We start from the raw sequence: 22,933 nt of genomic DNA on the forward strand, positions 1-22,933 counted from the left end.
ACTCAGGGCTTTTTTATTTGCAACTACCGTTAGCTCAATGAAGTGGGGTTAAGCAGACTTCTTCTTGACCGGGGGCAAGTCTGTGCAATGACCATGCGCCGCTTCTGCAGCCAAGCCAACTGACTCACCCAGGGTTGGATGCGGATGAATAGTTTTTCCAATATCAACCGCATCAGCACCCATCTCTATTGCGAGGCATACCTCTCCGATCAAGTCTCCAGCATGTGTGCCGACGATACCGCCACCAATAATGCGATGAGTCTTAGCATCAAAAATCAGTTTCGTGAAACCTTCATCGCGACCGTTTGCAATAGCGCGCCCACTAGCTGCCCACGGGAATAAGCCTTTTTCATACGCAATACCTTGGGTCTTGCATTGTTCCTCAGTCAGGCCTGCCCAAGCAACCTCTGGGTCCGTGTACGCAACAGAAGGAATTTGCTTAGCATCGAAGTAAGACTTCTCACCAGCGGCAGCCTCGGCAGCCACATGACCTTCATGCACCGCTTTATGAGCCAGCATTGGTTGACCAACTAAGTCACCAATTGCGAAGATGTTCGGTACATTGGTGCGCATCTGCTTATCAACCGGAATAAATCCGCGCTCGTCCACTTGAACGCCTGCTTTATCTGCGGCGATTTTTTTGCCGTTTGGAGTACGCCCTACTGCAACCAATACCAAATCATAGGTCTGTGGTTGAGCAGGTGCGTTCTCGCCTTCAAATGTCACCTGAATACCATCAGGCTTTACTTCAGCTTTTGCTGCTCGAGTCTTGAGCATGATGTTTTCAAAACGACCAGCGTTGAACTTCTCCCAAACCTTCTCAAGGTCGCGGTCGGCGCCCGCCATCAAACCATCCATCATCTCGGCAATATCAATACGCGAGCCAAGCGTGCTGTAAACCGTAGCCATTTCTAAACCAATAATACCGCCACCAATTACCAGCATTCTTTTTGGAATACTCTTGAGCAATAAGGCACCTGTACTATCAACAATACGAGGATCTTCAGGTAAGAAAGGTAGTTTTACGGGCTGGCTACCAGCAGCAATGATTGCCTTCTGAAAACGTACCACTTCTTTTTGCCCAGTTAAGTCCTGGCCTGAACCATTGGTTAATTCAACTTCCACATGGTTTGCATCTAAGAACTTACCAAGACCGCGCACTACCTTCACTTTGCGTGCCTTAGCCATACCAGCTAATCCGCCAGTTAATTTTGCAATCACTGACTCTTTATAGCCACGTAATTGATCAATCTCAATCTTTGGCGCACCAAATGTGATGCCATGCTTAGCCATTGTCTTTACTTCATCCATGACAGCAGCGGTATGAAGTAATGCTTTTGATGGAATACATCCAACGTTTAAGCACACGCCACCTAGGGTTGCATAACGCTCTATTAAAACGGTATTCATACCCAAATCAGCACTGCGAAATGCCGCGCTGTATCCGCCGGGACCAGCGCCGAGCACTAATGTCTCGCACTCATGATCTACCTTCCCGTTGTACTGCCCCGCTTTTGGTGCAGAAGCAATTGCAGCCGGAGCTGTTGCTGGGGTTGCGGGTTTAGGCGCAGCTGGTGCAGGGGCTGAAGCCGGTGTAGTGCCAGCACTTGCCTCGATTTCAGCGATCACAGAACCCTTGCTCACCTTGTCGCCTAACTTCACGGCAATGCTAGTAATCGTACCTGCGGCATCCGCAGGAACTTCCATCGTTGCCTTGTCAGACTCGAGGACGAGTAATGGCTGCTCTTTTTGAACCACATCACCCACCTTCACCAATACTTCAATGACAGGAACATCTGAGTAATCACCAATATCTGGAACTAGAATGTTTTGCTTAGCCATAAGTTCTCCTTATAGCGAAGCACGACGGAAGTCGGCTAAGAGTTGAGCAATATACACATTGAAGCGAGTCGCCAGAGCACCATCAATTACGCGGTGATCGGCAGATAAAGATAACGGACAAATCAAGCGAGGTACAAATTGCTTGCCATCCCAAACTGGTTTCATAGCAGCCTTGCTAACACCCAAAATAGCCACTTCAGGCGCATTCACGATTGGCGAGAAATAAGTTCCGCCAATGCCACCCAAGGAAGAAATGGTAAAGCTTGCGCCTTGCATCTGATCTGGCTTCAATTTGCCATCGCGAGCCAATGCAGCTAACTCAGAAGTTTCCTTCGCTAACTCAAAGATACCTTTCTTATCAGCATCTTTAATTACTGGCACAACGAGACCAGTTGGCGTATCCGCAGCAAAGCCAATATTGAAGTATTTCTTAAGAATTAAATCATCGCCATCCAAAGAGCTATTGAACTCTGGATATTTTTTCAACGCAGCAACAGCGGCTTTCATCAAGAATGCGAGCATCGTAATCTTGATTCCCTTCTTCTCATTCTCTTTATTGGTGAGAACGCGGAAAGCTTCTAAATCAGTAATGTCCGCATCCTCGTGGTACGTTACCGCAGGAATCATTACCCAGTTGCGACCTAAATTTGCCGCTGTGAGTTTCTTGATGCGATTCAATGGTTGACGTTCGATCTCACCAAACTTTGTGAAATCCACTTTTGGCCAAGGAATTAAATTCAAGCCACCCAAACTTCCGCCACTAGAGGCCGCAGCTGCACTACCAGCGCCGCCACTCATTGCCGCTTTCACAAACGCTTGCACGTCTTCTTGAGTAATGCGTCCCTTTGGACCAGAGCCTTTAACTTGAGCGATGGTTACACCAAGCTCACGTGCAAACTTTCTGACTGAAGGGCTTGCGTGGCTAACAACAGTATCTACTGGTGAAGGAGTATTACTAATTGGCGGAGGTGCTGGTGCTCTGGCGATAGGAGGCTCAACTGCTCTGGCCAAAGGAGCTGTAGATGCAGCAAGGGCTGGTGCCGCAGGTGCAGAAGCTCCACTGGAAGCGCCATCCAAAATAACTACTACTGAGCCTTCAGACAAGTTGTCGCCAACTTTAACCTTAACTTCTTTCACGACACCGGCGTGAGAGGATGGAACATCCATCGTAGCCTTATCAGATTCCAGAACAACAATCGACTGCTCTTTCTCTACCTTATCGCCTACTCTTACCAATACTTCGATCACAGGAACGTCTTTGTAATCGCCAATATCTGGAACTTTTACTTCAAGCGGAGCGCCGCCTGAAGAAGCTGGGGCCGCAGAAGCTTGGGGTGCGCTTACAGCAGTTACTGCCGGAGCGGGTGCCGATGCAGCTGCGCCCTCTTCCAGAGTGATCACTACAGAACCTTCTGACAAGGTGTCACCCACCTTAACCTTCACATCCTTTACAACACCAGTATGCGAAGAAGGCACATCCATAGTGGCCTTATCAGATTCCAAAACGACAATTGATTGCTCTTTTTCAACCTTGTCGCCTGCTTTTACGAGCACCTCGATAACTGGCACATCTTTATAGTCACCAATGTCCGGTACTTTGATTTCGATTATTTGACTCATGAATGATCTCGCCTTAAACCGTCATTGGGTTTGGTTTGTTAGTGTCGATGCCGTACTTCTTAATAGCTTCAGCCAATTTTTGACGATCAAGCTGACCTGCATCAACCAAAGATCTCAACGCGGTAATAACAACCCAACGACGATCTACTTCAAAGAAATCACGAAGCTTCTCACGGGTATCTGAACGACCAAAGCCATCGGTACCAAGAACTTCATAACGACGGCCCATGTGCTGAATCGCTGGGCGAATTTGTTCTGCAAATAGGCGAACATAGTCAGTAGAAGCAATGATTGGACCCGTTGTATCTCTTAGACATTTCTCAACATGAGAGAGCATTGGTGTTACTGTTGGATTCAATAAATTGGTGCGATGCGCTGCATTCCAATCACGACCCAACTCTGTAAAGCTTGGGCAACCCCACAAGTCAGAAGCAACACCCCAATCTTTTTGAAGCATCTCTGCTGCTTCAATCACCTCACGGAAAATCGTGCCTGAGCCCAAAAGCTGTACACGAAGCTTGGCATTGTTATCGCCAACAGACTTCAGCTTATACATCCCTTTAATAATGTCTTTTTCAGCACCCTTAGGCATTGCTGGATGAGCATAGTTCTCGTTCATGAGGGTGACGTAGTAATACACATCCTCCTGAACTTCCAACATGCGACGCATACCATCTTGAATCACCACTGCTAGCTCAAAGGCAAATGTTGGGTCATAGCTAATACAGTTTGGTACGGCTGCACTCCAAAGATGACTATGACCATCTTCGTGTTGGAGACCCTCGCCATTCAATGTGGTTCTACCCGCAGTACCGCCAAGTAAGAAACCTCGACTACGCATATCGCCTGCAGCCCAAGCTAAGTCACCAATACGCTGGAAGCCAAACATGGAATAGAAAATATAGAAAGGTAGCATTGGCACACCGTGCGTTGAATACGATGTAGCGGCTGCAATCCAGTCACACATGCCGCCAGCCTCATTAATGCCTTCCTGCAAAATTTGGCCAGACTTATCCTCTTTGTAGAACATCAACTGATCATGATCTTCAGGGGTGTAGAGCTGGCCCAATTGGTTCCAGATTCCTAATTGACGGAACATACCTTCCATACCAAAAGTACGTGACTCGTCTGGAACAATTGGAACTACACGTTTACCAATAGATTGATCTCGCACAATGGTATTGAGCATACGCACAAATGCCATAGTGGTGGAGATCTCGCGCCCTTCTGTTGTCGCCTCAAGCAATGGAGCAAATGCACTTAAAGCTGGAACCGGCAAACTCTCTGCCTTTGCGCGACGCTGTGGCAAGTAACCGCCCAACTCTTGGCGGCGAGCTTTCATGTATTCAAGCTCTGGGCTTCCCTCGGCAAACTTCACCAAAGGCATTTCCACCAAATCTTCATCCTTAACAGGAATCTCAAAACGATCTCTAAAGCGACGTACATCGTCGTCATTCATCTTCTTCGCTTGGTGAGCAATATTCATTGCCTCGCCAGAGCCGCCCATACCATAACCCTTAATGGTATGAGCCAAGATAACCGTTGGCTGATCCTTATGATTCACTGCTGCATGAAATGCGGCATACACCTTGTGTGGGTCATGACCACCACGATTAAGCTGCCAAATTTCATCATCACTCCAATCGCTAACTAAGGCTTTTAATTCTGGAGTATTGAAGACAGTCTCACGAACGTAAGCGCCATTTTTCGCTTTCATGGTTTGGTATTGACCGTCAACGATCTCGCCGAGACGTTGCATCAAAATACCCTTCTTATCGCGCGCAAATAGAGCATCCCACTGACCGCCCCAAACCACTTTAATCACGTTCCAACCAGCGCCACGGAACTCACCCTCTAGTTCCTGAATAATTTTTCCGTTTCCGCGAACCGGCCCATCCAAGCGTTGCAAGTTGCAGTTAATAACAAAGATAAGGTTATCCAACTTCTCGCGGCCAGCCATGCCGATTGCACCCAAAGATTCAGGCTCGTCCGTTTCGCCATCACCAAGGAAGGCCCATACTTTGCGACCCTGCTCTTGAATGAATCCACGATCTCTCAAGTACTTCATAAAGCGTGCCTGATAAATCGCCATAATCGGACCAAGACCCATAGAAACGGTTGGGAATTGCCAGAAGTCCGGCATTAACCAAGGATGTGGGTAACTTGAAATACCTTTGCCACCTACTTCTTGACGGAAATTATTTAACTGATCATCTGTTAAGCGACCCAACATATATGCACGCGCATAAACACCTGGTGCTGAGTGACCCTGAACAAATATCAGATCACCGCCATGCTCTGCTGAAGGCGCATGCCAAAAATGGTTGTAACCAACATCGTATAAAGTTGCTGCGGATTGGAAAGAGGAAATATGGCCACCGACATTCGTATCTTTATTGGCACGCAACACCATTGCCATGGCATTCCAACGTGTGTATGAACGAATACGATGCTCTACATTTTGATCGCCAGGTAAACGCGCTTGATTCTCTACTGGAATCGTATTGATATAAGGCGTCTCAGCATGAAACGGTTGATCAACCCCATTAACGCGAGCATGGGAAATTTGCTGATCAATCAGATAAGCCGCACGTTGCGGACCTTCGTTATGAATTACGCCATCGAGCGCTTGCAGCCATTCTTGTGTTTCACCAGGATCTGCATCCTGTGGATTTTGCTTGCCTAAAACTTGATCTGGAACTGCAGCCATAACTTGTCTCCAATAGTTATTTGATTTACTTCAGTTGCTTCGTTGTTAGTCATTCACTCTATAGGCAACATTCTAGGAAGGTATATGGGTGTTAACAAGCAATTTTCCACATAATGATAATATTTCTCATAATGTGGTATTTTGTTGCGACGCACAGGAATAAGGCTCAGAGAGTTGAAAAACGATATTTAGAGCCCCAATCAGGCAAAATGGGCTTATATCTATGAAATCCACGGCCTTAGTCAGCTTAATCACCAAACCCTTTAATTGGCTCCGAAAGATACGGGGCTTTAAGCTGGTTTACACCCCATTACTTGCCATTGTGTTGTTCACGATGGTGATGAGCGTCATTTTGGGCACCCTGCACTTACAAGAAAAAAACCAGCAAGAGGCGGCCCTATTTCGAGAGCTATCTTTTGCAAAGCAGCGCATTCAATTGCGATTTGCAAATAATGCAGAAACATTAAATGCTATTAATCGCGAAATAGCTACTAGCACAGAAGATCCCAAACTTAAACAGCTTGTGCGTGAACAAGCAGATGATTTAATTCTCAATAATCATGAGATTGTAAAAATCATTTGGATAAATGCGGACAACCAGCGCTTGTGGACAGTTCCTGTCAATATCAATAAAACAGACTGGATCAGCAAAACTCAAAATGATCAAAAATCAAATGAGAGTCTTGCAAGCACTATTGAATTAAGCAAGGCCACCAGTAGAGCGGCATTCAGCCCCTTCATGACTCTGAGCCTGCCAAATGAAGAGCCAATTACTAAAGAAAGACGGACCGTATTCTGGCAAGTTGTTCCGAACATTGTGGGCGGTCAAACCATCGGCTTCCTAGCTGCCCTATATACAACCCAAGGCGTACTAGAAATCATTCCAGGGGAGCTAAAGGCTCACTATCGCTTCACGCTACTGAGCGACAACGACAGAGTTCTTGCCATCTCTTCTGATCGCGATACCCCGAAACGCGCCTTCAGCAATCAAACCAGTCTAGACATTGGTGTACTCAGCCCCAATATGGTGTTGCGTATTGATACCTACCCCCCACCCACCAACCTGACATTCCGCATGCTTATTGGAGTGGTGATTGGACTTTCCGCATTCGTGATTTGGAGTCTCTGGTCTGTATTGAAACAGATGCAAGTGAGACAAGAAGCCGAAGCCAATTTACGAACAGAAACTAACTTTCGTAGCGCCATGGAAAATTCCACGCCAGTGGGTATTCGTGCGCACGATATGCAAAAGCGAATTACCTATGTCAATCGCGCATTCTGTGAAATGACGGGATGGAGTGCCAAAGAGCTGATTGGGCTTGAGCCTCCTTTCCCTTTCTGGCCAGATAGCCGCAGAGATGAACTAGTTGAGAAAATGAATCGGGCCTTGAGGGCCGACATCAGCAATAGCCTGAAAAAAGGCATTGAGGGTGCAATCCTCAGAAAAGATGGCTCGCTGATACAGACACGCACCTTTATCGCCCCATTAATAAATGAGCGCGGCCAACAAACAGGTTGGGTCACCTCATTAATTGATATTTCTGAGCCTAAAAAGATTCGGGAAGAATTAGCAGCATCGCAAGATCGCTTTACAACCGTTCTCGAGGGTCTCGATGCGGCTGTTTCTGTTGTCTCACTAGAAACAGATGAACTTCTATTTGCCAATCGCTTTTACCGTGAGAATTTTGGAAACGATTCCAAGGGCCACTTTCAGTTAGCTCATCAAGAAAATCGGATTGATACTTTGCACAATATTGCACAAGATCTTCAAGATTACATCCGCGATGGCATTCCGACCTCTTTCTTGTATCAAGAGTCTGAGTCTGAAGAGGTTCAACTCAGCGATGACAGCAATAAATGGTACGAAGTACGTCGCCGCTTCATTCCATGGGTTGATGGACATCTTGCGCAATTACTGATTGCCACTGACATCACCCTTCGTAAAGAGGGTGAGGATCTGGCACGCCAACAAGAAGAGCGCATGCAATTTACGAGTCGTTTAACCACCATGGGTGAAATGGCATCCTCTTTGGCTCATGAACTTAATCAGCCCCTGTCGGCCATCTCGAACTATTGCATGGGTGTTGCCAAAAGATTAGAGGGCAACCTTGACCCTATGCTCAATAAAGAAATTTTGCCTGCCCTAGAAAAAGCTTCTGAGCAAGCACATCGTGCCGGCACGATCATCCAGCGTATTCGTGGATTTGTGAAACGTAGCGAACCTCAGAGAAAACCTATCGCAATCAACGAAATCATTAATGACGCCGTTGGGCTCGTTGAGATCGAGGCACATCGCCACCGCCTCACGATCACCTCAAACATTGCTGAAAATCTTCCCGAAGTGAATGTCGACCCCGTTCTCATCTTGCAGGTTTTGGTCAATCTACTGAAAAATGGCTTAGATAGCACTAGGGAGGCCTACCCCCTCTCTTCACGCTGGTCAGCCCCTCCTGTCTCTATTAGTGCAGACCTAGACACTAGTATTTTTCCAGCCATGCTCCGCATTCAAGTCAAGGATGGGGGCGCCGGAATCCCTGAATCGGTCTCACAACGCATGTTTGAGCCCTTTTTCAGCACAAAATCTGATGGAATGGGCATGGGGCTCAATATTTGCCGCTCCATTATCGAATCCCACCACGGTCGCTTGTGGGCCGTGAATTCCATGGATGCCGAACATACCAAGCTTGTCGGCTGCACCTTTACAATATTGCTACCCCTAGAATCTCCGGAAACTAGCGGGAATGTATAACTGTCGTACTGATGATTGATTTGTGAGAACCGTTATGAACTTAAGCGCCAGCACCAAACCTAACCAGGCCGAAGTTGTTTATGTCGTCGATGATGATGAAGCAGTTCGAGATTCTTTGACATGGCTTTTGGAAAGCAATGGTTACGTCGTGCGTTGCCATGCAAGCGCGGAACGTTTCTTGCAGTCTTTACAAAGCACCGATAAGTCAACTATCTCCTGCGCCATTCTGGATGTGCGCATGCCTGGTATGTCTGGTCTTGAATTGCAAGAGCGTTTAATTAGTGAAAATCTGCCAATGCCTGTTGCATTTATTACAGGTCATGGGGATGTGTCGATGGCGGTATCAACCATGAAACGTGGTGCGGTTGATTTCATTGAGAAGCCATTTAAAGAGAATGATCTTTGTGGCCTTGTTGATCGCATGTTGGCAAAAGCTCGTGTGGACTACTCTCAAGCAAGTCAACGCAAAATTACTCAGAGCTTGCTCAGCAAACTGACCGGTCGCGAGCGTCAAGTTCTTGAACGCATTGTTGCTGGACGCCTGAACAAACAAATTGCCGATGATCTTGGCATCTCCATCAAAACTGTTGAAGCACACCGCGCCAACATTATGGAAAAGCTCAACGTCAACACCGTAGCGGACTTATTGCGCCTAGCGCTCTCTGACCCACAACCTAATTAATTTCCACCCTATTTGTAATGCCGGCTCAATTACTCGACGGAAACGCGCTCTCCAAGAAACTTCGTACTGAAATCGCCGCTCGTGGCGCCATTGTGACCGCTAAGGGTGTGCGCCCTGGTCTAGCCGTAATTGTTGTTGGAGATAATGCCGCCAGCCAAGTCTATGTACGCAATAAAGTGAAAGCCTGTGAAGATGTAGGTTTTCATTCGGTTCTGGAACGTTATTCTGCCGAGCTTGGTGAAGAAGAATTATTGGCTCGCATTGCAACATTAAATGCTGACCCCTCCGTTCATGGCATCTTGGTGCAGCTCCCTCTGCCAGAGCATATTGCCGCGGAACGTGTACTTGAAGCAATTGCGCCCGAAAAGGATGTGGATGGCTTTCACGTTGCTAATGCAGGCGCACTGATGGTTGGTCAACCAGAATTCAAACCTTGCACACCATATGGTTGCATGAAAATTTTAGAGAGCATTGACTATCCCATTCGTGGTGCTAGAGCAGTGATTGTTGGCGCATCTAATATTGTTGGCAAGCCAATGGCTATGCTACTTTTACAAGCAGGCGCCACAGTAACTATTTGCAATAGCAAAACTCGTGACCTTGCCCACCATACCAAGGACGCAGATATCCTTGTTGTTGCTACCGGTAAGCCCAAAATGATTTCTGGCGACATGGTTAAAAATGGCGCCGTGGTGATTGATGTGGGCATTAATCGCCTTCCCGACGGCAAACTCTGTGGGGACGTTGATTTTGATACGGCCAAATATGTAGCAGGCTGGATTACCCCTGTTCCTGGTGGTGTTGGTCCCATGACCATTACCATGCTGTTAATGAATACTTTGGAAGCCGCAGAAAAAGCAGCCAAACCTTAGATCCATTAAGCTAGAGGGATGAATACATCCCCTCTTGCCACCCTTTCCCCAGAATTACAAAACAATCCTTTACTTAGTTTTGGCCGAGGAATTGCTTCCTATTCAGAAGTAAAGCCTGAACACATTACGCCTGCGGTTGGGTGGCTACTAAAGCGCGCTCAGAACGCTGTTGATCTTGCAACTGATCCAAGTACTCCTGCCACCTGGGATCAATTAGCAGAACCATTAGAAGATGCTACAGAAGCTTTAGGTAGATCTTGGGGAGTTATTTCTCATCTGAACAGCGTTGCAGATACGGCTGAGCTTCGAGCAGCCTACGGCGCGATGCTACCCGAGGTAACCGCATTTTTCTCCAGTCTCGGACAAAATTTAGCTCTGTATCAAAAGTTTAAAGAGCTCAGCAATAGCCCTGGGTTTGCAAAACTAAATCGTGCGCAGAAAAAAGTCATTGAAAACTCTTTAAGAGATTTTCGTCTAGGTGGTGCAGAATTAAGTGATGCAGATAAGCCTCGCTTTGCTCAGATTCAGGATGAGCAAGCAGTGCTTGGAAAAGCATTCTCTGATCATGTTTTGGATGCCACCGATCATTTTGTTCATCATGTAAGCGATGAATCTCAGTTAGCCGGCCTTCCAGATGATGTCAAAGCCGCAGCAGCCGACGTCGCTCAGCAAAAAGGGTTGCAGGGTTGGGCTTTCACTCTGCACTTTCCTTCTTATTACCCAGTCATGCAGTATTCCGAAAACCGAGCCTTACGTCGCCTCATGTATGAGGCTTATATCACCCGCTCATCTGAACTGGGACCTCAATTCGGAGAAGGTAAAGCAGATTGGGATAACACGCAAAACATGCTGGACCAATTGCGTCTGCGAGATGAAGAAGCGCGGATGCTCGGCTTTGCTAATTTTGCCGCGCTGAGTCTTGCACCCAAAATGGCTAATACCGTTGACGAAGTGGATCGCTTCTTAACTGATTTCGCCATTAAATCCAAGCCCTATGCAAAGCGCGACTGGGATGAGCTTTGTGCGTTTGCTAAAAACGAACTTGGCTTGGCTGATGCTGTTGAGCCTTGGGATATGGCTTTTGCATCGGAGCGCCTGAAACAGTCTCGTTATGCATTCTCTGAAAATGAATTAAAACAATATTTCCCTTTACCCAAGGTATTGGAAGGATTGTTTGGCGTAATTCAAACATTATTTAACGTCAAGATTAAGGCGGCTGACTTACCTACTTGGCATGCTGATGTGCAATCGTTTGCAGTGAAGGATCTTTCTGGAAAGTTGCGAGCATATTTTTATTTAGACCCTTATGCTCGCCCAGGCAAACGGGGTGGCGCCTGGATGGATGATGCGCGTGGCCGCAGGGAGCTACCTAATGGCGAGATTCAAATTCCAGTAGCGTATTTAGTGTGCAACTTTGCAGCACCAGTCAAAGTTGATGGCGTATTACGCCAACCCACCATTACCCATGATGATGTCATCACCCTCTTCCATGAAAGCGGTCATGGCTTACATCATCTCTTAACCCAAGTAAGCGCTTTAGGCGTTTCCGGCATCAATGGCGTGGAATGGGATGCAGTTGAGTTGCCCAGCCAGTTTATGGAGAACTTCTGCTGGGAGTGGGAAGTTTTAGAGAGAATGACTTCTCATGTGGAAACTGGCAAACCATTGCCACGCGAATTATTTGAAAAAATGTTGGCTGCCAAAAATTTCCAAAACGGTTGGATGACTTTGCGCCAAATTGTCATGTCATTAACTGACTGGAGATTACATTCGCACTTTGATGTGAAGTCTGCACAAGGAAAAGCGGTTTTGAATCTATCGCGAGCAATTGCAGATGAATTTAATGTTATTCCACAGCCTGAGATTTCTCGATGGATTAATACCTTTAGCCATATCTTTGCTGGAGGCTATGCAGCTGGTTATTACAGCTATAAATGGGCTGAGGTTTTATCAGCTGACGCCTACTCCGCATTTGAAGAGGCTGCAAAACTAACGGGATCCGTGCTGGATCCTATTACTGGTGCGCGTTATCGCGAAGAAATCTTAGAAGTGGGTGGCAGTCGCCCCGCCGCTGAGTCCTTCAAAGCCTTTCGAGGTCGTGAGCCAAGCATTGACGCGCTCTTGCGCCATGGTGGGCTTGCTTAAAACTGATGGTGGCTAGCAAACTATTCAATCCAAGTCGGATATTTTTCCATCACCGACTGAAATAGCTTTGATTCCAGTCGGTCAGCAAGCCAACGTTTTAGCTTGGGAAATGGTAATCCTTCAAATTGCTGTGGATTGACCATGGAAAACTGGCGCATGAATGGAAATATCGCAATATCTACCCAACTTAACTTTGCGCCCATCAAATACGGATGTGATTCAAGAACGCTTTCAATAGGCTGAAGCATTAGTTCGATTGCACCATCTAAAACTTGAGCAGGCAACAATTCCGGATAACGATTTGGGTACTTGTATTGATCCAGCAACTTCTTAAATGGACCGTCATTTTTAGCAAGCCAGGCTTGCGCTAAATCCAGGTCTACTGACAGCCATGCATCCGGGTCAGACCGTTCAAGCGCCCAACGCATGATGTCAATACTTTGCTCAAGAACAAGATCATCAGTTTTAAGAACGGGCACTGTTCCTTTGGGGGATATCTGCAACATAGAGATGGGCTTATCTCTAAGCGAGATTTCGCGTATCTGAACCTCAATACCGGCATACTTCAGCGCCATCCGCGCTCTCATGGCATAAGGACAGCGGCGATAAGAATACAAAATTGCCGTCATCACTTCATCGCCATCGATAGCCGCTCAAAAGTGCTTAAGATTTTTTGATTTGCGCAATCACGGGAGCATGATCCGATGGCTGCTCCCAGGCTCTTGGTTCTTTATCAACGATGCTAGCACTGCATTTTTCTTTGAGGGCATCGCTTAATAAAATGTGGTCGATTCGTAGACCCGCATTGCGACGAAAGCCCATCATTCGATAGTCCCACCAACTGTATGTTTTAGGCGCTTGTTCAAACATTCTGAAGGAATCATGCAAACCAAGGCCAACCAAGGATTGAAATGCATTTCGTTCTGGCGGTGAAACCAAGTTCTGCCCTTCCCAAGCCTTTGGATCATGTACATCTTCATCAGCTGGCGCAATATTGAAGTCCCCCAATAAAGCCAAGCGTGGATTTTGCTCCAACTCGCTCGCCAACCAGGTTTGCAAAGAAGTTAACCAATTCAGTTTATAAACAAATTTTTCGCTATCGGGTGATTGTCCATTTGGAAAATAGGCAGAAACCAAACGTATCGGCTGCATCCCTGTAAATGGAATGGTTGCAGCCAAGATGCGTTGTTGCTCATCTTCAAAATTCGGCATATTACGTACAGGCTTTAAGAAAGTAGTGTTCACATCGGTTGCGATAGGCGCTAATGCAGCTTTGCGCACAATAATCGCTACTCCGTTGTAGGTTTTTTGGCCTGCTGCCAGACTGAGGTATCCCGCAGCCTCTAGTTCTTTATGCGGATACTTATCATCTGTCAGCTTGAGCTCTTGTAAGCAAACCGCATCAATGGCTTGTTGCTTCTTTTCTTGATCCTGCAACCAGCGTAGTAAATGTGGAAGGCGAACTTTTAGAGAGTTCACATTCCAAGCTGCGATTCGAATCGAATCAGTCATCGATTCCGAGTTCCTGCAATTTACGAGTAATGGTATTACGACCAATACCTAGACGTTGCGCCGCCTCGACTCGACGACCGCGCGTCACCTCAAGAGCTGCTTGCAACACAGCTTTTTCAAAACGGGAACTTAGTGCATCAAATACCGCTGTATCACCATCCTGCAGCATCTTCACGGCTAGGCGAGATAAACCACTCTCCCAATCTGCAGTACCCGTCTTCACAGGTGCAGAATTGTTTACAGGTGTTGACTCTCCCTGAACAAGGATCGGCTGTTCACTTACTTGTGAAACGATATCAGCAGGCAAATCACCAACTCCAACTACATTGGCGGGAGTCATTACCGTTAACCAATGACAAAGGTTCTCAAGCTGACGAACATTTCCTGGAAATGGCATTGCAGTCATTTCTTTAAGAACTTCATCCGAAAGCTTTTTGGGCTCTACACCTAGAGATTTCGCGCAAATCATCATGAAATGTTTTGCAAGCGCTGGAATATCTTCAGAGCGCTCACGCAAAGCAGGCATCCGCAAGCGAATCACATTAAGGCGATGCATCAAATCTTCACGGAATAATCCAGCGGCAACCCTCTGCTCCAGATTTTGATGAGTTGAGGCAATAATACGGACATTAGCTTTGATGGGGTCTTGACCACCTAGGCGATAGAAGTGTCCGTCTGTTAGCACTCGTAATAAACGAGTTTGGAGATCAAACGGTAAGTCGCCAATCTCACCCAAAAATAATGTTCCGCCATCAGACTGCTCCAATCGGCCACGACGCAAGGTCTGCGCCCCTGGGAAAGCGCCACGCTCATGGCCAAATAACTCTGACTCCAACAAATCTTTTGGAACGGCTGAAGTACTCAAGGATACAAATGGTCCTTTTGCGCGTGGACTATGTCGATGCAAAGCCTGAGCCACTAACTCTTTACCCGAACCTGACTCACCAGTGATTAATACGGTCGCATGCGATTGCGCTAAACGTCCAATCGCGCGAAACAACTCTTGCATCGCAGGGGCTTGACCAATAATTTCAGTGGAGTCCTGCCTCCAGCCCGCCACCTCTTTCGCACTGGCATCACCTCTGACGCCCTGCTCTACTGCCCGATGAATTAGCTCTACCGCCTTCTCGACATCAAATGGCTTTGTTAGATACTCAAATGCACCGCCTTGAAAGGAAGAAACTGCAGAATCCAGATCTGAATAAGCTGTCATGATGATCACCGGCAAATGCGGGTGCGTGACTTTGACATGCTGCAATAAATCCAATCCGTTCCCACGAGGCATCCGAATATCGGAAATTAATACCTGTGGAGCCTCTTTCTCTAGTGCGTTGAGCACATCATTTGGATTAGAAAAGCTCTTGAATGGAACATTCTCTCGCGCCAATGCTTTTTCTAATACCCAACGAATAGATTGATCGTCATCGACAATCCAGACTGGTTTCATGATGCCCTCTCCCGCTTACGGTATGGAATTTGAATATGAAAATCGGTTCGTCCAGGGCGACTATCGCAGGCGATGTAGCCTTGATGTTGCTGAACAAATGTTTGCGCCAAAGTAAGACCTAAACCACTGCCTCCCTCACGCCCTGAGACCAAGGGGAAGAAGATGCGATCAATAATTTCTCTTGGAATACCAGGCCCGTTATCGATGACATGCAAGTCCATCGCCAACTTATAACGTTGCTTCGAGATCGTCACTGAACGAGCTACTCGGGTTTTTAATTCTATTTGCGCAGTACCCTGACTAATTTCTTCGGATAGGGCCTGGGCTGCGTTATGCACAATATTCAGAACGGCTTGTATTAACTGCTCGCGATCACCCATTACCTCGGGTAAGCTCGTGTCATAGTTGCGAATAATTCGCAAACCCTTAGGAAACTCAGCTAACACCAAACTGCGCACACGCTCTAATGCCTCGTGCACGTTGAACGACTCAATCACGTGTGCCTTACGATGTGGTGCCAATAAACGATCAACTAAGGTCTGAAGTCGATCAGATTCTTTAATAATGACTTGGGTGTATTCGCGCAAACCTTTTTCTGGCAACTCAAACTCCAAGAGTTGAGCCGCCCCACGAATACCGCCTAATGGATTTTTAATCTCATGCGCTAAATTGCGCATCAATTGCTTATTTGCTTCAACCTGCTGGGTCACACGCTCATCGCGCTCACTACGCAATTGTTGGTCAATTGGGAACCACTCCATCATGATCAAGCTAGGGTCCTCGAACGCCGCAACTACTACATGTGCCGGTATTGAGTCTTGATGAATGCTTCCGGGCAATGAATGTAAAACCATCTCTTGGCGTTGCGCCATTACCCGGCCATCTTTGATGTCATTAATCATCCCATTTAGCGCTTGGTTATCGCCAAATAAGTCATACACAGATTGACCCTCAAGTGACTTACGTGAAAGATCCAATGCGGACTCCGCAGCGGGATTCACGTAAACCAATTGTTGGTTCTCGGCCTCGAATACCACGATGGCATTGGGCATCTGATCGAGCAATGTCGGAAAAAAAGGAGCAGCCGAAGCTGCTCCCTTGAACGAATTGCGCAACAAACCTGCGCTCAAGTTCTCTCCTTCGCTTACAGGGAGTAGTACATATCAAATTCAACTGGATGAGTAGTCATACGGAAACGTGTGACATCCTCATTCTTCAACGCGATGTATGCGTCGAGCATTGAATTTGTAAATACACCGCCACGAGTCAAGAACTCACGATCTTTGTCCAAGGCTTCCAAAGCTTGATCCAAGCTGTGGCAAACGGTTGGGATCTTTGCATCTTCTTCTGGTGGCAAGTCATACAAGTTCTTATCAGCAGCTTCGCCTGGATGAATCTTGTTCTGTACGCCATCCAAACCAGCCATCAACAAGGCAGAGAATGCCAAGTACGGGTTAGCCAATGGATCTGGGAAACGAGTCTCAATACGGCGACCCTTAGGATTAGAAACGTGTGGAATACGAATCGAAGCAGAACGGTTACGTGCAGAGTAAGCCAACTTCACTGGAGCCTCAAAGCCTGGAACCAAACGCTTGTATGAGTTTGTGCCTGGGTTGGTAATCGCGTTCAATGCACGAGCGTGCTTGATGATACCGCCGATGTAGTAGAGAGCGAACTCTGATAAACCAGCATAGCCGTTACCAGCAAACAAGTTCTCACCATTCTTCCACACAGATTGGTGAACGTGCATACCAGAACCGTTATCACCAACTACTGGCTTAGGCATAAAGGTTGCTGTCTTGCCATAAGCATGAGCAACGTTTTGAATCACATACTTTTGCCAGATAGTCCAGTCAGCACGTTGTACCAATGTGCTGAACTTAGTACCCAATTCGTTTTGACCTTGGCCAGCAACTTCATGGTGATGCACCTCAACTGGAATACCTAAAGATTCGAGAATCAAACACATTTCAGAACGCATGTCTTGGAATGTATCTACAGGAGCAACTGGGAAGTAGCCGCCTTTTTTACCTGGACGGTGACCTGTATTGCCACCTTCGATCTCAGCACCAGATGACCATGGAGCTTCTTCAGAATCAATCTTCACGAAGCAACCTTGCATGTCGGCGCCCCAACGTACACCATCAAAAATAAAGAACTCTGGCTCTGGACCAAAGTAAGCAGCATCGCCTAGACCAGAACTCTTCAAATACGCTTCAGCGCGTTTTGCAATAGAACGTGGATCGCGATCGTAACCTTTGCCATCGGATGGCTCGATCACGTCACAAGTCAGAACCAAAGTTGGCTCTTCATAGAATGGATCAATATAAGCAGCTGTTGGATCTGGCATCAACAACATGTCGGAAGCTTCAATACCCTTCCAACCAGCAATAGATGAACCGTCAAATGCATGACCGCTCTCAAATTTGTCTTCGTCAAAAGCAGAAATAGGTACTGTTGTATGTTGCTCTTTACCCTTTGTATCAACAAAGCGGAAATCAATGAAAGTACATTCTTTCTCTTTAACTAACTTCATCACATCAGCGACGGTTTTCGTCATGCAACTCTCCTCTATTAACTAAACTTGGAATTCAAAACTAAGGCATACACCCTTGTTTATTCCAGGCATGCAACATGCCTTGCGGATGTATGTAATTTACTGAAGCAAACAACGGGGAATAGTCATTATTGCACTATTTAAGTGCCCGAATACCCGCATTAATCTGCATAAATCACCACTTTGCACCTTTTTAGGGCATAAACAGACTAGCTAATGTCGTGGATCTCATAGCCAAGCTCTTGGGTGCCAGTTCTAAGGGCAATCCAAGCACTTTCCAGCAAATTTGCATTGCCTTTGACGCCCAATTCAATATGCCTCTGGGCGTAAACACCACCCTTGCTGGCATCACCAACGGACGGAAGACTAAAGACCTTCACCCCTGTAAAATTCGCTTCAATACGCTCCATTAAAGGCGTCAAAGTCGATTCAATTCCTTTAGGCACGATGAAACTCTGCTCAGCCCAATTCTCCTGATGAAACAAATCTTTGTAGTGAGTATCCAAGCACCACGCCATCATTGGCGTAGCCATCACGGGAAATCCTGGAAGAAAGTGATGCTCCTTGATTCTAAAACCAGGAATTTGGTTGTAAGGATTGGGGATGATGTCACTACCAATTGGAAACTCACCCATCTTGAAGCGATGTTGGTTCTCAGGGGTGCTGAGATCTGCTTTGATAGGATCCCCTTCAGCCATCGATTGAATGCGCCCTGCAATCAACTCACGCGCAGTTGGATGTAATTCAGTTTTTGTTCCTAGTGCTAATGCGGCACATTGTCGCGTGTGATCATCTGGTGTTGCCCCGATACCGCCCGTACTAAAGACCACATCACCACTAGCAAAACTATCTTTTAGTGTCGCGGTAATTTGCTCGGGGTCATCGGCTACATATCTTGCCCAACCCAAACTTAAGCCACGCTCTGCCAGCAATTCAATTAGCTTACTCATATGCTTATCTTGACGGCGCCCTGACAATATCTCATCACCAATCACGATTAAACCAAAGCGCCTTGCAACTTTTGCTTCGCCAGTAGGAACTTCAATCTCTACTTTTTTTTATCGCATCAGCCATGGTGGGGCAGCTCCGTTTCAATTACGCGTGTAGGCACTGTTAATGCCTTATCTAATTCATCTTGTCTCAAGTTTTTTAAAGCATCCAATAAGAAATGGCTAAACCAAAGGGCGGCAAAGACAAAGATCAATGAATAAATCCATAGAGCTACAAAGCTCACCACAGGGAAAAGTACCAAGGCTAATGCGGAAGTAGCCCAGAAGAATGTCGGCACAGCTCCCAGCATTCCTGAAGCAATACCCATTACCAATAATGGCCAGCGATATTTCTCAATCAATAGATCGCGTTCTTCTGAACTCGCATGTTTTGCCAAGACGTCATATGACATTAAACGCATAGTCAACCAACCCCAAAGCAATGGCGGCAGAATTGCTACAAGGGGTGGCACCCACCACACTGGCAATGTCAACAAAACAAGCGCTAGACAAATCAATGCGGACCAAAACGTATAAACCAAACTACCAAAGAACCCGCCGCCCTGCCTTCTCTCCAATCCCTGGTACTGTGCTTGTCTTGTGACAATATTCACAATCGATGGAACAGTAGAAAAAGCAATTAGCACTAACAAACTAATAATGATGAGCGGGATGATGAGCATCACAAAAAACAATGGCGCAATCCATGCTCTTGCATTTTCGAATCCAGCCCACACGAGACCATCTTGTATCCAACTAGTAAAGATGGAGTTGGTCAGAAAAATACTGAGGGCTTCTAGCGCCGGCGTCCAAGTGAGCCATATTAAGCACCCCCAGAGTACCGACACAATCAAAAATGGACGCAAACTTAGCCACAACATCCGCGGATGCATCGTACCCACCAATGCAAGTCCGAATGATTTAAATACTTGTTGAATGCCGACCATATGACTCCTAATTCACTAGCGTCTATGTTCGCCACTTTGCGAACAACTCACGCACTGCGTGCACTAATCCCTGCCATTGCTGCGTGATGATATTTTGCGAGACAGTTAAGTTTCGCACGCCCGTTGGGTAAACCGCTTTCGGAAAAATTGCGGTCTTAAAGACCATATCCCACCAAGGGAACAATACCCCATAATTACAACCACCCAAGACCCCAGGTTTGCCCTGCGCCTCATGTCCATATCCAACTGCGTGGTGCATACGGTGATACATCGGAGAAATAAGCAAATAGCGCGCAATACCCAAATCGCTTCTGATATTGGCATGTTGCCAGCTTTGAATAAATTGACTTAGCGCCACCAAGGCAACAAACTGCCCTGGCGAGACACCAAACAACAATGCAAAAAATGCCATCACTGTTGCGCGCATGATGTCATCCAAGAAATGATTGCGATTATCAGACCAAGCGGTCATCACTGTTTGGCTATGGTGTAAAGCATGTAATTGCCACCACCAATTAAATGCGTGTGAGGCGCGATGATAGAGGTAATCAACTAAATCCAGCAACACCAGATAAATCAGAAAGCTCACTACTGGTATTGAGGTAATGCCAGGCCACCAATTTTCGACATTGAGGCGATCAAAACGGAAATCATGCAATACCGAATCAATTTCAAAAAAGAATCCTGATAAGGCGACAAACATCAGACCATGAAAAATACCCAAGCGATGAAAGAGTGTATAAAACACATCGGCTCTGGAAGATGCAGCAAATCGCTCTTGTGCTTCCGCTGGTTGCACTCGCTCCCATGTGCGGAGCACTAGCAAGATCAGAATAATTTGAATGCAACCAAACAGAAACCAGTCAAGACCATCAAAGGCATCCTCAGCCCATGACATCAAATCGAACTGATAAAGCAGTGGGCCAACAATATTTGTGAATAGCCATTCCTGCATGCTGCCGTAAGCACCTGAAATCGCAGAGGTAATGTCAGTCCAAGCCATACTTTATTTTGACTGATTCTCCGAATTTTTGGGTAGCAAGCCAAAACAAAATTCGCGCTGCTTCAAATTGATAATCAACTGCTCCAGCACTGCTGGGGCCCAAGGATCCTTTCTAGACCATATGCCTAGGTGAGCCATAGTGATATCGCCATCCTGAATACCCTTGCTGGCTTTCTCCAAGAGCATCTGATTGGGATATTTGTCGGAGTTGAGCTCGTCACCCAAAAATCCTGCAGATGCCCAGCCAATATGTTGATATCCGCACATATCCCCCATCCGAATTAAGGTGGGCGATGTCTTACCGCCAGGGGCACGCCAGATTTTTTGCAAAGGCTGATTAGTTAATTCCTGAAAGCGCTGGTCTACGCGACGAATTTCTTTGCACATAGCCGCCTCGTTATACATAACGGTCATACCTGCTTTAGGGCCAAACTGCGGTTTTTCAAAAACCTCACCTTTTGGACCATCTTTTACAAAATAAGTATGGTCATAGGTGTGACTGCCAAAGCGATTCCCTTCTTTAGCTAGCTCCTGCCAATAAGGCTTCCATGAATCATCTAAAGCATAGTCGCCACGAAAGGTTTTTTCATTGGCAAGGAAAAAAGTGGCTTTGACATTCTGTCGCTTCAATATCTCGGCAACTTTTTGTGCCGCTGACATATTGCCGGTATCAAATGTAAGGTATACCGTCTTATTGCATGCTGATGCCTGCGCCTGGGCATAAACGCTCAATGAAAAACAGCCGAGCATGAGCGCGGCTGCGAAATAAATAAGGCTATTTCTCTTCATTGCTACCTTTGTTTACTCCCATGAAGCGCGAGGATAAAAGAAGACGCCATGAGGAGATTTGCCAACAGGAATCACCCCAACCAATTTCATAGATGGAATATCAATTACCCCAACCTTCTTCGCAAAACGAAAGGTCACCCACATTGTCTTTCCATCTGAGGTGATTTCCATATCATCTGGACCTGAAGGAAGGCCAGTAATATCGCCCACCTTTTCCAAGGTTTGCATATTAATTAGGCTGATTGTGGAAGCAATACGATTGCTCACAAAAACATGCTTCTTATCACCCAGAGGTCGGAAATTATGCGCGCCTTTACCGGTAAAGATTCGTTTTACCTCTTTACGGTTTTTCCAATCAATGACTTGCACATTGTCTTCACCAGTGATGCCTACTAATAGATACTGATCACCTGGCGTCATCCATAATCCAGCAGGCACCTTGCCTGTTGGCATTACCCAGAGAACATTTTGTGTTTCTAAATCTATGGCGGCTAGTTCACTGGAGTCTTGCAAGGTAATAAAAGCAATCTTGCTGTCTGAAGTGAAGGCAATATGGCTTGGTGTTTTTGCCAATTTAATTGTCTTTGCTAATTTGAGGTCTGCCCCATTTGCAGCGTAAATATCTACACGGTCCAAACGATTGCCATTCGCTACAAACCATTTGTGATTTGGTGAGTAACCAATTTGATACGGGTCGATGATATTTGGCACGCGCCCCGTGATTTCTCCACTCACAGGATTCATCAAGACCACATCATTACCGGCCGCATTAGCAATCAATAGGGTTTTTTGGTCCGGCGTCATCATCAAGTGATGTGGCTCTTTGCCAACCGGTATTGTCTTAATCACTTCACGTTTCTGCATATCAATCAAGCTAATAGAGGCAGCACCCGAGTTCAGAATGACTGCAATCTTAGGTTGTGTTGAAGGGTTCGCGGGTGAGTTGGAGGTTGGACTAGATTGTGCATTTACGGGTGTTTGAAATGCAGTAATTGCAAAACCAATGAATAAGGCAATGGCTCTAAAGGCTCTAATCTTGATAAATATGTGCATAACTACATTGTAAGCA

17 protein-coding genes are annotated in these 22,933 nt (G+C 46.4%); 4 read left to right on the forward strand and 13 right to left on the reverse strand.

Annotated elements, in window-relative coordinates; all coding sequences use genetic code 11:
• Positions 1 to 48 precede the first annotated feature (48 nt).
• The 3 genes from lpdA to aceE are packed head-to-tail and all read right to left on the reverse strand — an operon-like array spanning position 49 to position 6,172.
• Positions 49 to 1,842, reverse strand: coding sequence for a dihydrolipoyl dehydrogenase (gene lpdA / locus DCO17_RS06345; protein WP_173955916.1), 1,794 nt, complete (start codon positions 1,840 to 1,842; stop codon positions 49 to 51).
• Positions 1,843 to 1,851: 9 nt separating this feature from the next.
• Positions 1,852 to 3,462, reverse strand: coding sequence for a dihydrolipoyllysine-residue acetyltransferase (gene aceF / locus DCO17_RS06350; RefSeq protein WP_173955917.1), 1,611 nt, complete (start codon positions 3,460 to 3,462; stop codon positions 1,852 to 1,854).
• Between the two features lie 13 nt (positions 3,463 to 3,475).
• Positions 3,476 to 6,172, reverse strand: coding sequence for a pyruvate dehydrogenase (acetyl-transferring), homodimeric type (gene aceE, locus DCO17_RS06355; protein WP_173955918.1), 2,697 nt, complete (start codon positions 6,170 to 6,172; stop codon positions 3,476 to 3,478).
• 223 nt (positions 6,173 to 6,395) lie between these two features.
• Between aceE and DCO17_RS06360 the strand changes: the two genes are divergently transcribed.
• The 4 genes from DCO17_RS06360 to DCO17_RS06375 are packed head-to-tail and all read left to right on the forward strand — an operon-like array spanning position 6,396 to position 12,620.
• Positions 6,396 to 8,921 carry a sensor histidine kinase gene (locus DCO17_RS06360; protein ID WP_173955919.1) on the forward strand — a complete coding sequence of 842 codons (2,526 nt, stop codon included), beginning with the start codon at positions 6,396 to 6,398 and terminating at the stop codon, positions 8,919 to 8,921.
• Between the two features lie 34 nt (positions 8,922 to 8,955).
• Positions 8,956 to 9,603: a response regulator transcription factor gene (locus DCO17_RS06365; protein ID WP_071467798.1), complete on the forward strand. Its 648-nt coding sequence runs from the start codon at positions 8,956 to 8,958 to the stop codon at positions 9,601 to 9,603.
• A gap of 17 nt (positions 9,604 to 9,620) precedes the next feature.
• On the forward strand, positions 9,621 to 10,475 hold the full coding sequence (folD, locus tag DCO17_RS06370) for a bifunctional methylenetetrahydrofolate dehydrogenase/methenyltetrahydrofolate cyclohydrolase FolD (RefSeq protein ID WP_173955920.1): 855 nt from the start codon (positions 9,621 to 9,623) through the stop codon (positions 10,473 to 10,475).
• Positions 10,476 to 10,493: 18 nt separating this feature from the next.
• Complete coding sequence (locus tag DCO17_RS06375; RefSeq protein WP_173955921.1) at positions 10,494 to 12,620, forward strand: M3 family metallopeptidase; 2,127 nt, start codon at positions 10,494 to 10,496, stop codon at positions 12,618 to 12,620.
• A gap of 20 nt (positions 12,621 to 12,640) precedes the next feature.
• Here the strand turns inward: DCO17_RS06375 and DCO17_RS06380 are convergent, their stop codons facing one another.
• The 10 genes from DCO17_RS06380 to DCO17_RS06425 all read right to left on the reverse strand — a co-directional run bounded on the left by DCO17_RS06380 (position 12,641) and on the right by DCO17_RS06425 (position 22,917).
• Positions 12,641 to 13,249 carry a glutathione S-transferase gene (locus DCO17_RS06380; RefSeq protein WP_173955922.1) on the reverse strand — a complete coding sequence of 203 codons (609 nt, stop codon included), beginning with the start codon at positions 13,247 to 13,249 and terminating at the stop codon, positions 12,641 to 12,643.
• Between the two features lie 34 nt (positions 13,250 to 13,283).
• Positions 13,284 to 14,132 carry an exodeoxyribonuclease III gene (gene xth / locus DCO17_RS06385; RefSeq protein ID WP_173955923.1) on the reverse strand — a complete coding sequence of 283 codons (849 nt, stop codon included), beginning with the start codon at positions 14,130 to 14,132 and terminating at the stop codon, positions 13,284 to 13,286.
• Complete coding sequence (ntrC, locus tag DCO17_RS06390) at positions 14,125 to 15,579, reverse strand: nitrogen regulation protein NR(I) (protein ID WP_173955924.1); 1,455 nt, start codon at positions 15,577 to 15,579, stop codon at positions 14,125 to 14,127. The genes xth and ntrC overlap by 8 nt, the downstream gene beginning before the upstream one ends.
• Positions 15,576 to 16,697, reverse strand: a complete 1,122-nt coding sequence (gene glnL, locus DCO17_RS06395; protein ID WP_437342820.1) for a nitrogen regulation protein NR(II) — start codon at positions 16,695 to 16,697, stop codon at positions 15,576 to 15,578. The genes ntrC and glnL overlap by 4 nt, the downstream gene beginning before the upstream one ends.
• A 26-nt stretch (positions 16,698 to 16,723) precedes the next feature.
• Positions 16,724 to 18,139 carry a type I glutamate--ammonia ligase gene (gene glnA, locus DCO17_RS06400; RefSeq protein WP_173955926.1) on the reverse strand — a complete coding sequence of 472 codons (1,416 nt, stop codon included), beginning with the start codon at positions 18,137 to 18,139 and terminating at the stop codon, positions 16,724 to 16,726.
• 206 nt (positions 18,140 to 18,345) lie between these two features.
• The gene (locus DCO17_RS06405; protein WP_173956732.1) at positions 18,346 to 19,182 is read right to left on the reverse strand and encodes a competence/damage-inducible protein A; all 837 of its coding nucleotides are present in this window, start codon (positions 19,180 to 19,182) and stop codon (positions 18,346 to 18,348) included.
• A gap of 20 nt (positions 19,183 to 19,202) precedes the next feature.
• Positions 19,203 to 20,072 (reverse strand): EI24 domain-containing protein, encoded by an 870-nt coding sequence (locus DCO17_RS06410; RefSeq protein WP_173955927.1) that lies wholly within the window; start codon positions 20,070 to 20,072, stop codon positions 19,203 to 19,205.
• A 22-nt stretch (positions 20,073 to 20,094) separates the two neighbouring features.
• Positions 20,095 to 21,075 carry a sterol desaturase family protein gene (locus DCO17_RS06415; RefSeq protein WP_173955928.1) on the reverse strand — a complete coding sequence of 327 codons (981 nt, stop codon included), beginning with the start codon at positions 21,073 to 21,075 and terminating at the stop codon, positions 20,095 to 20,097.
• Positions 21,076 to 21,078: 3 nt separating this feature from the next.
• Complete coding sequence (locus DCO17_RS06420; protein ID WP_173955929.1) at positions 21,079 to 21,864, reverse strand: polysaccharide deacetylase family protein; 786 nt, start codon at positions 21,862 to 21,864, stop codon at positions 21,079 to 21,081.
• A gap of 12 nt (positions 21,865 to 21,876) precedes the next feature.
• Positions 21,877 to 22,917 carry a YVTN family beta-propeller repeat protein gene (locus DCO17_RS06425; RefSeq protein ID WP_173955930.1) on the reverse strand — a complete coding sequence of 347 codons (1,041 nt, stop codon included), beginning with the start codon at positions 22,915 to 22,917 and terminating at the stop codon, positions 21,877 to 21,879.
• Positions 22,918 to 22,933 lie beyond the last annotated feature (16 nt).

Source organism: Polynucleobacter tropicus, from assembly GCF_013307225.1.
In the GTDB taxonomy this organism is placed as follows: Bacteria; Pseudomonadota; Gammaproteobacteria; order Burkholderiales; family Burkholderiaceae; genus Polynucleobacter; species Polynucleobacter tropicus.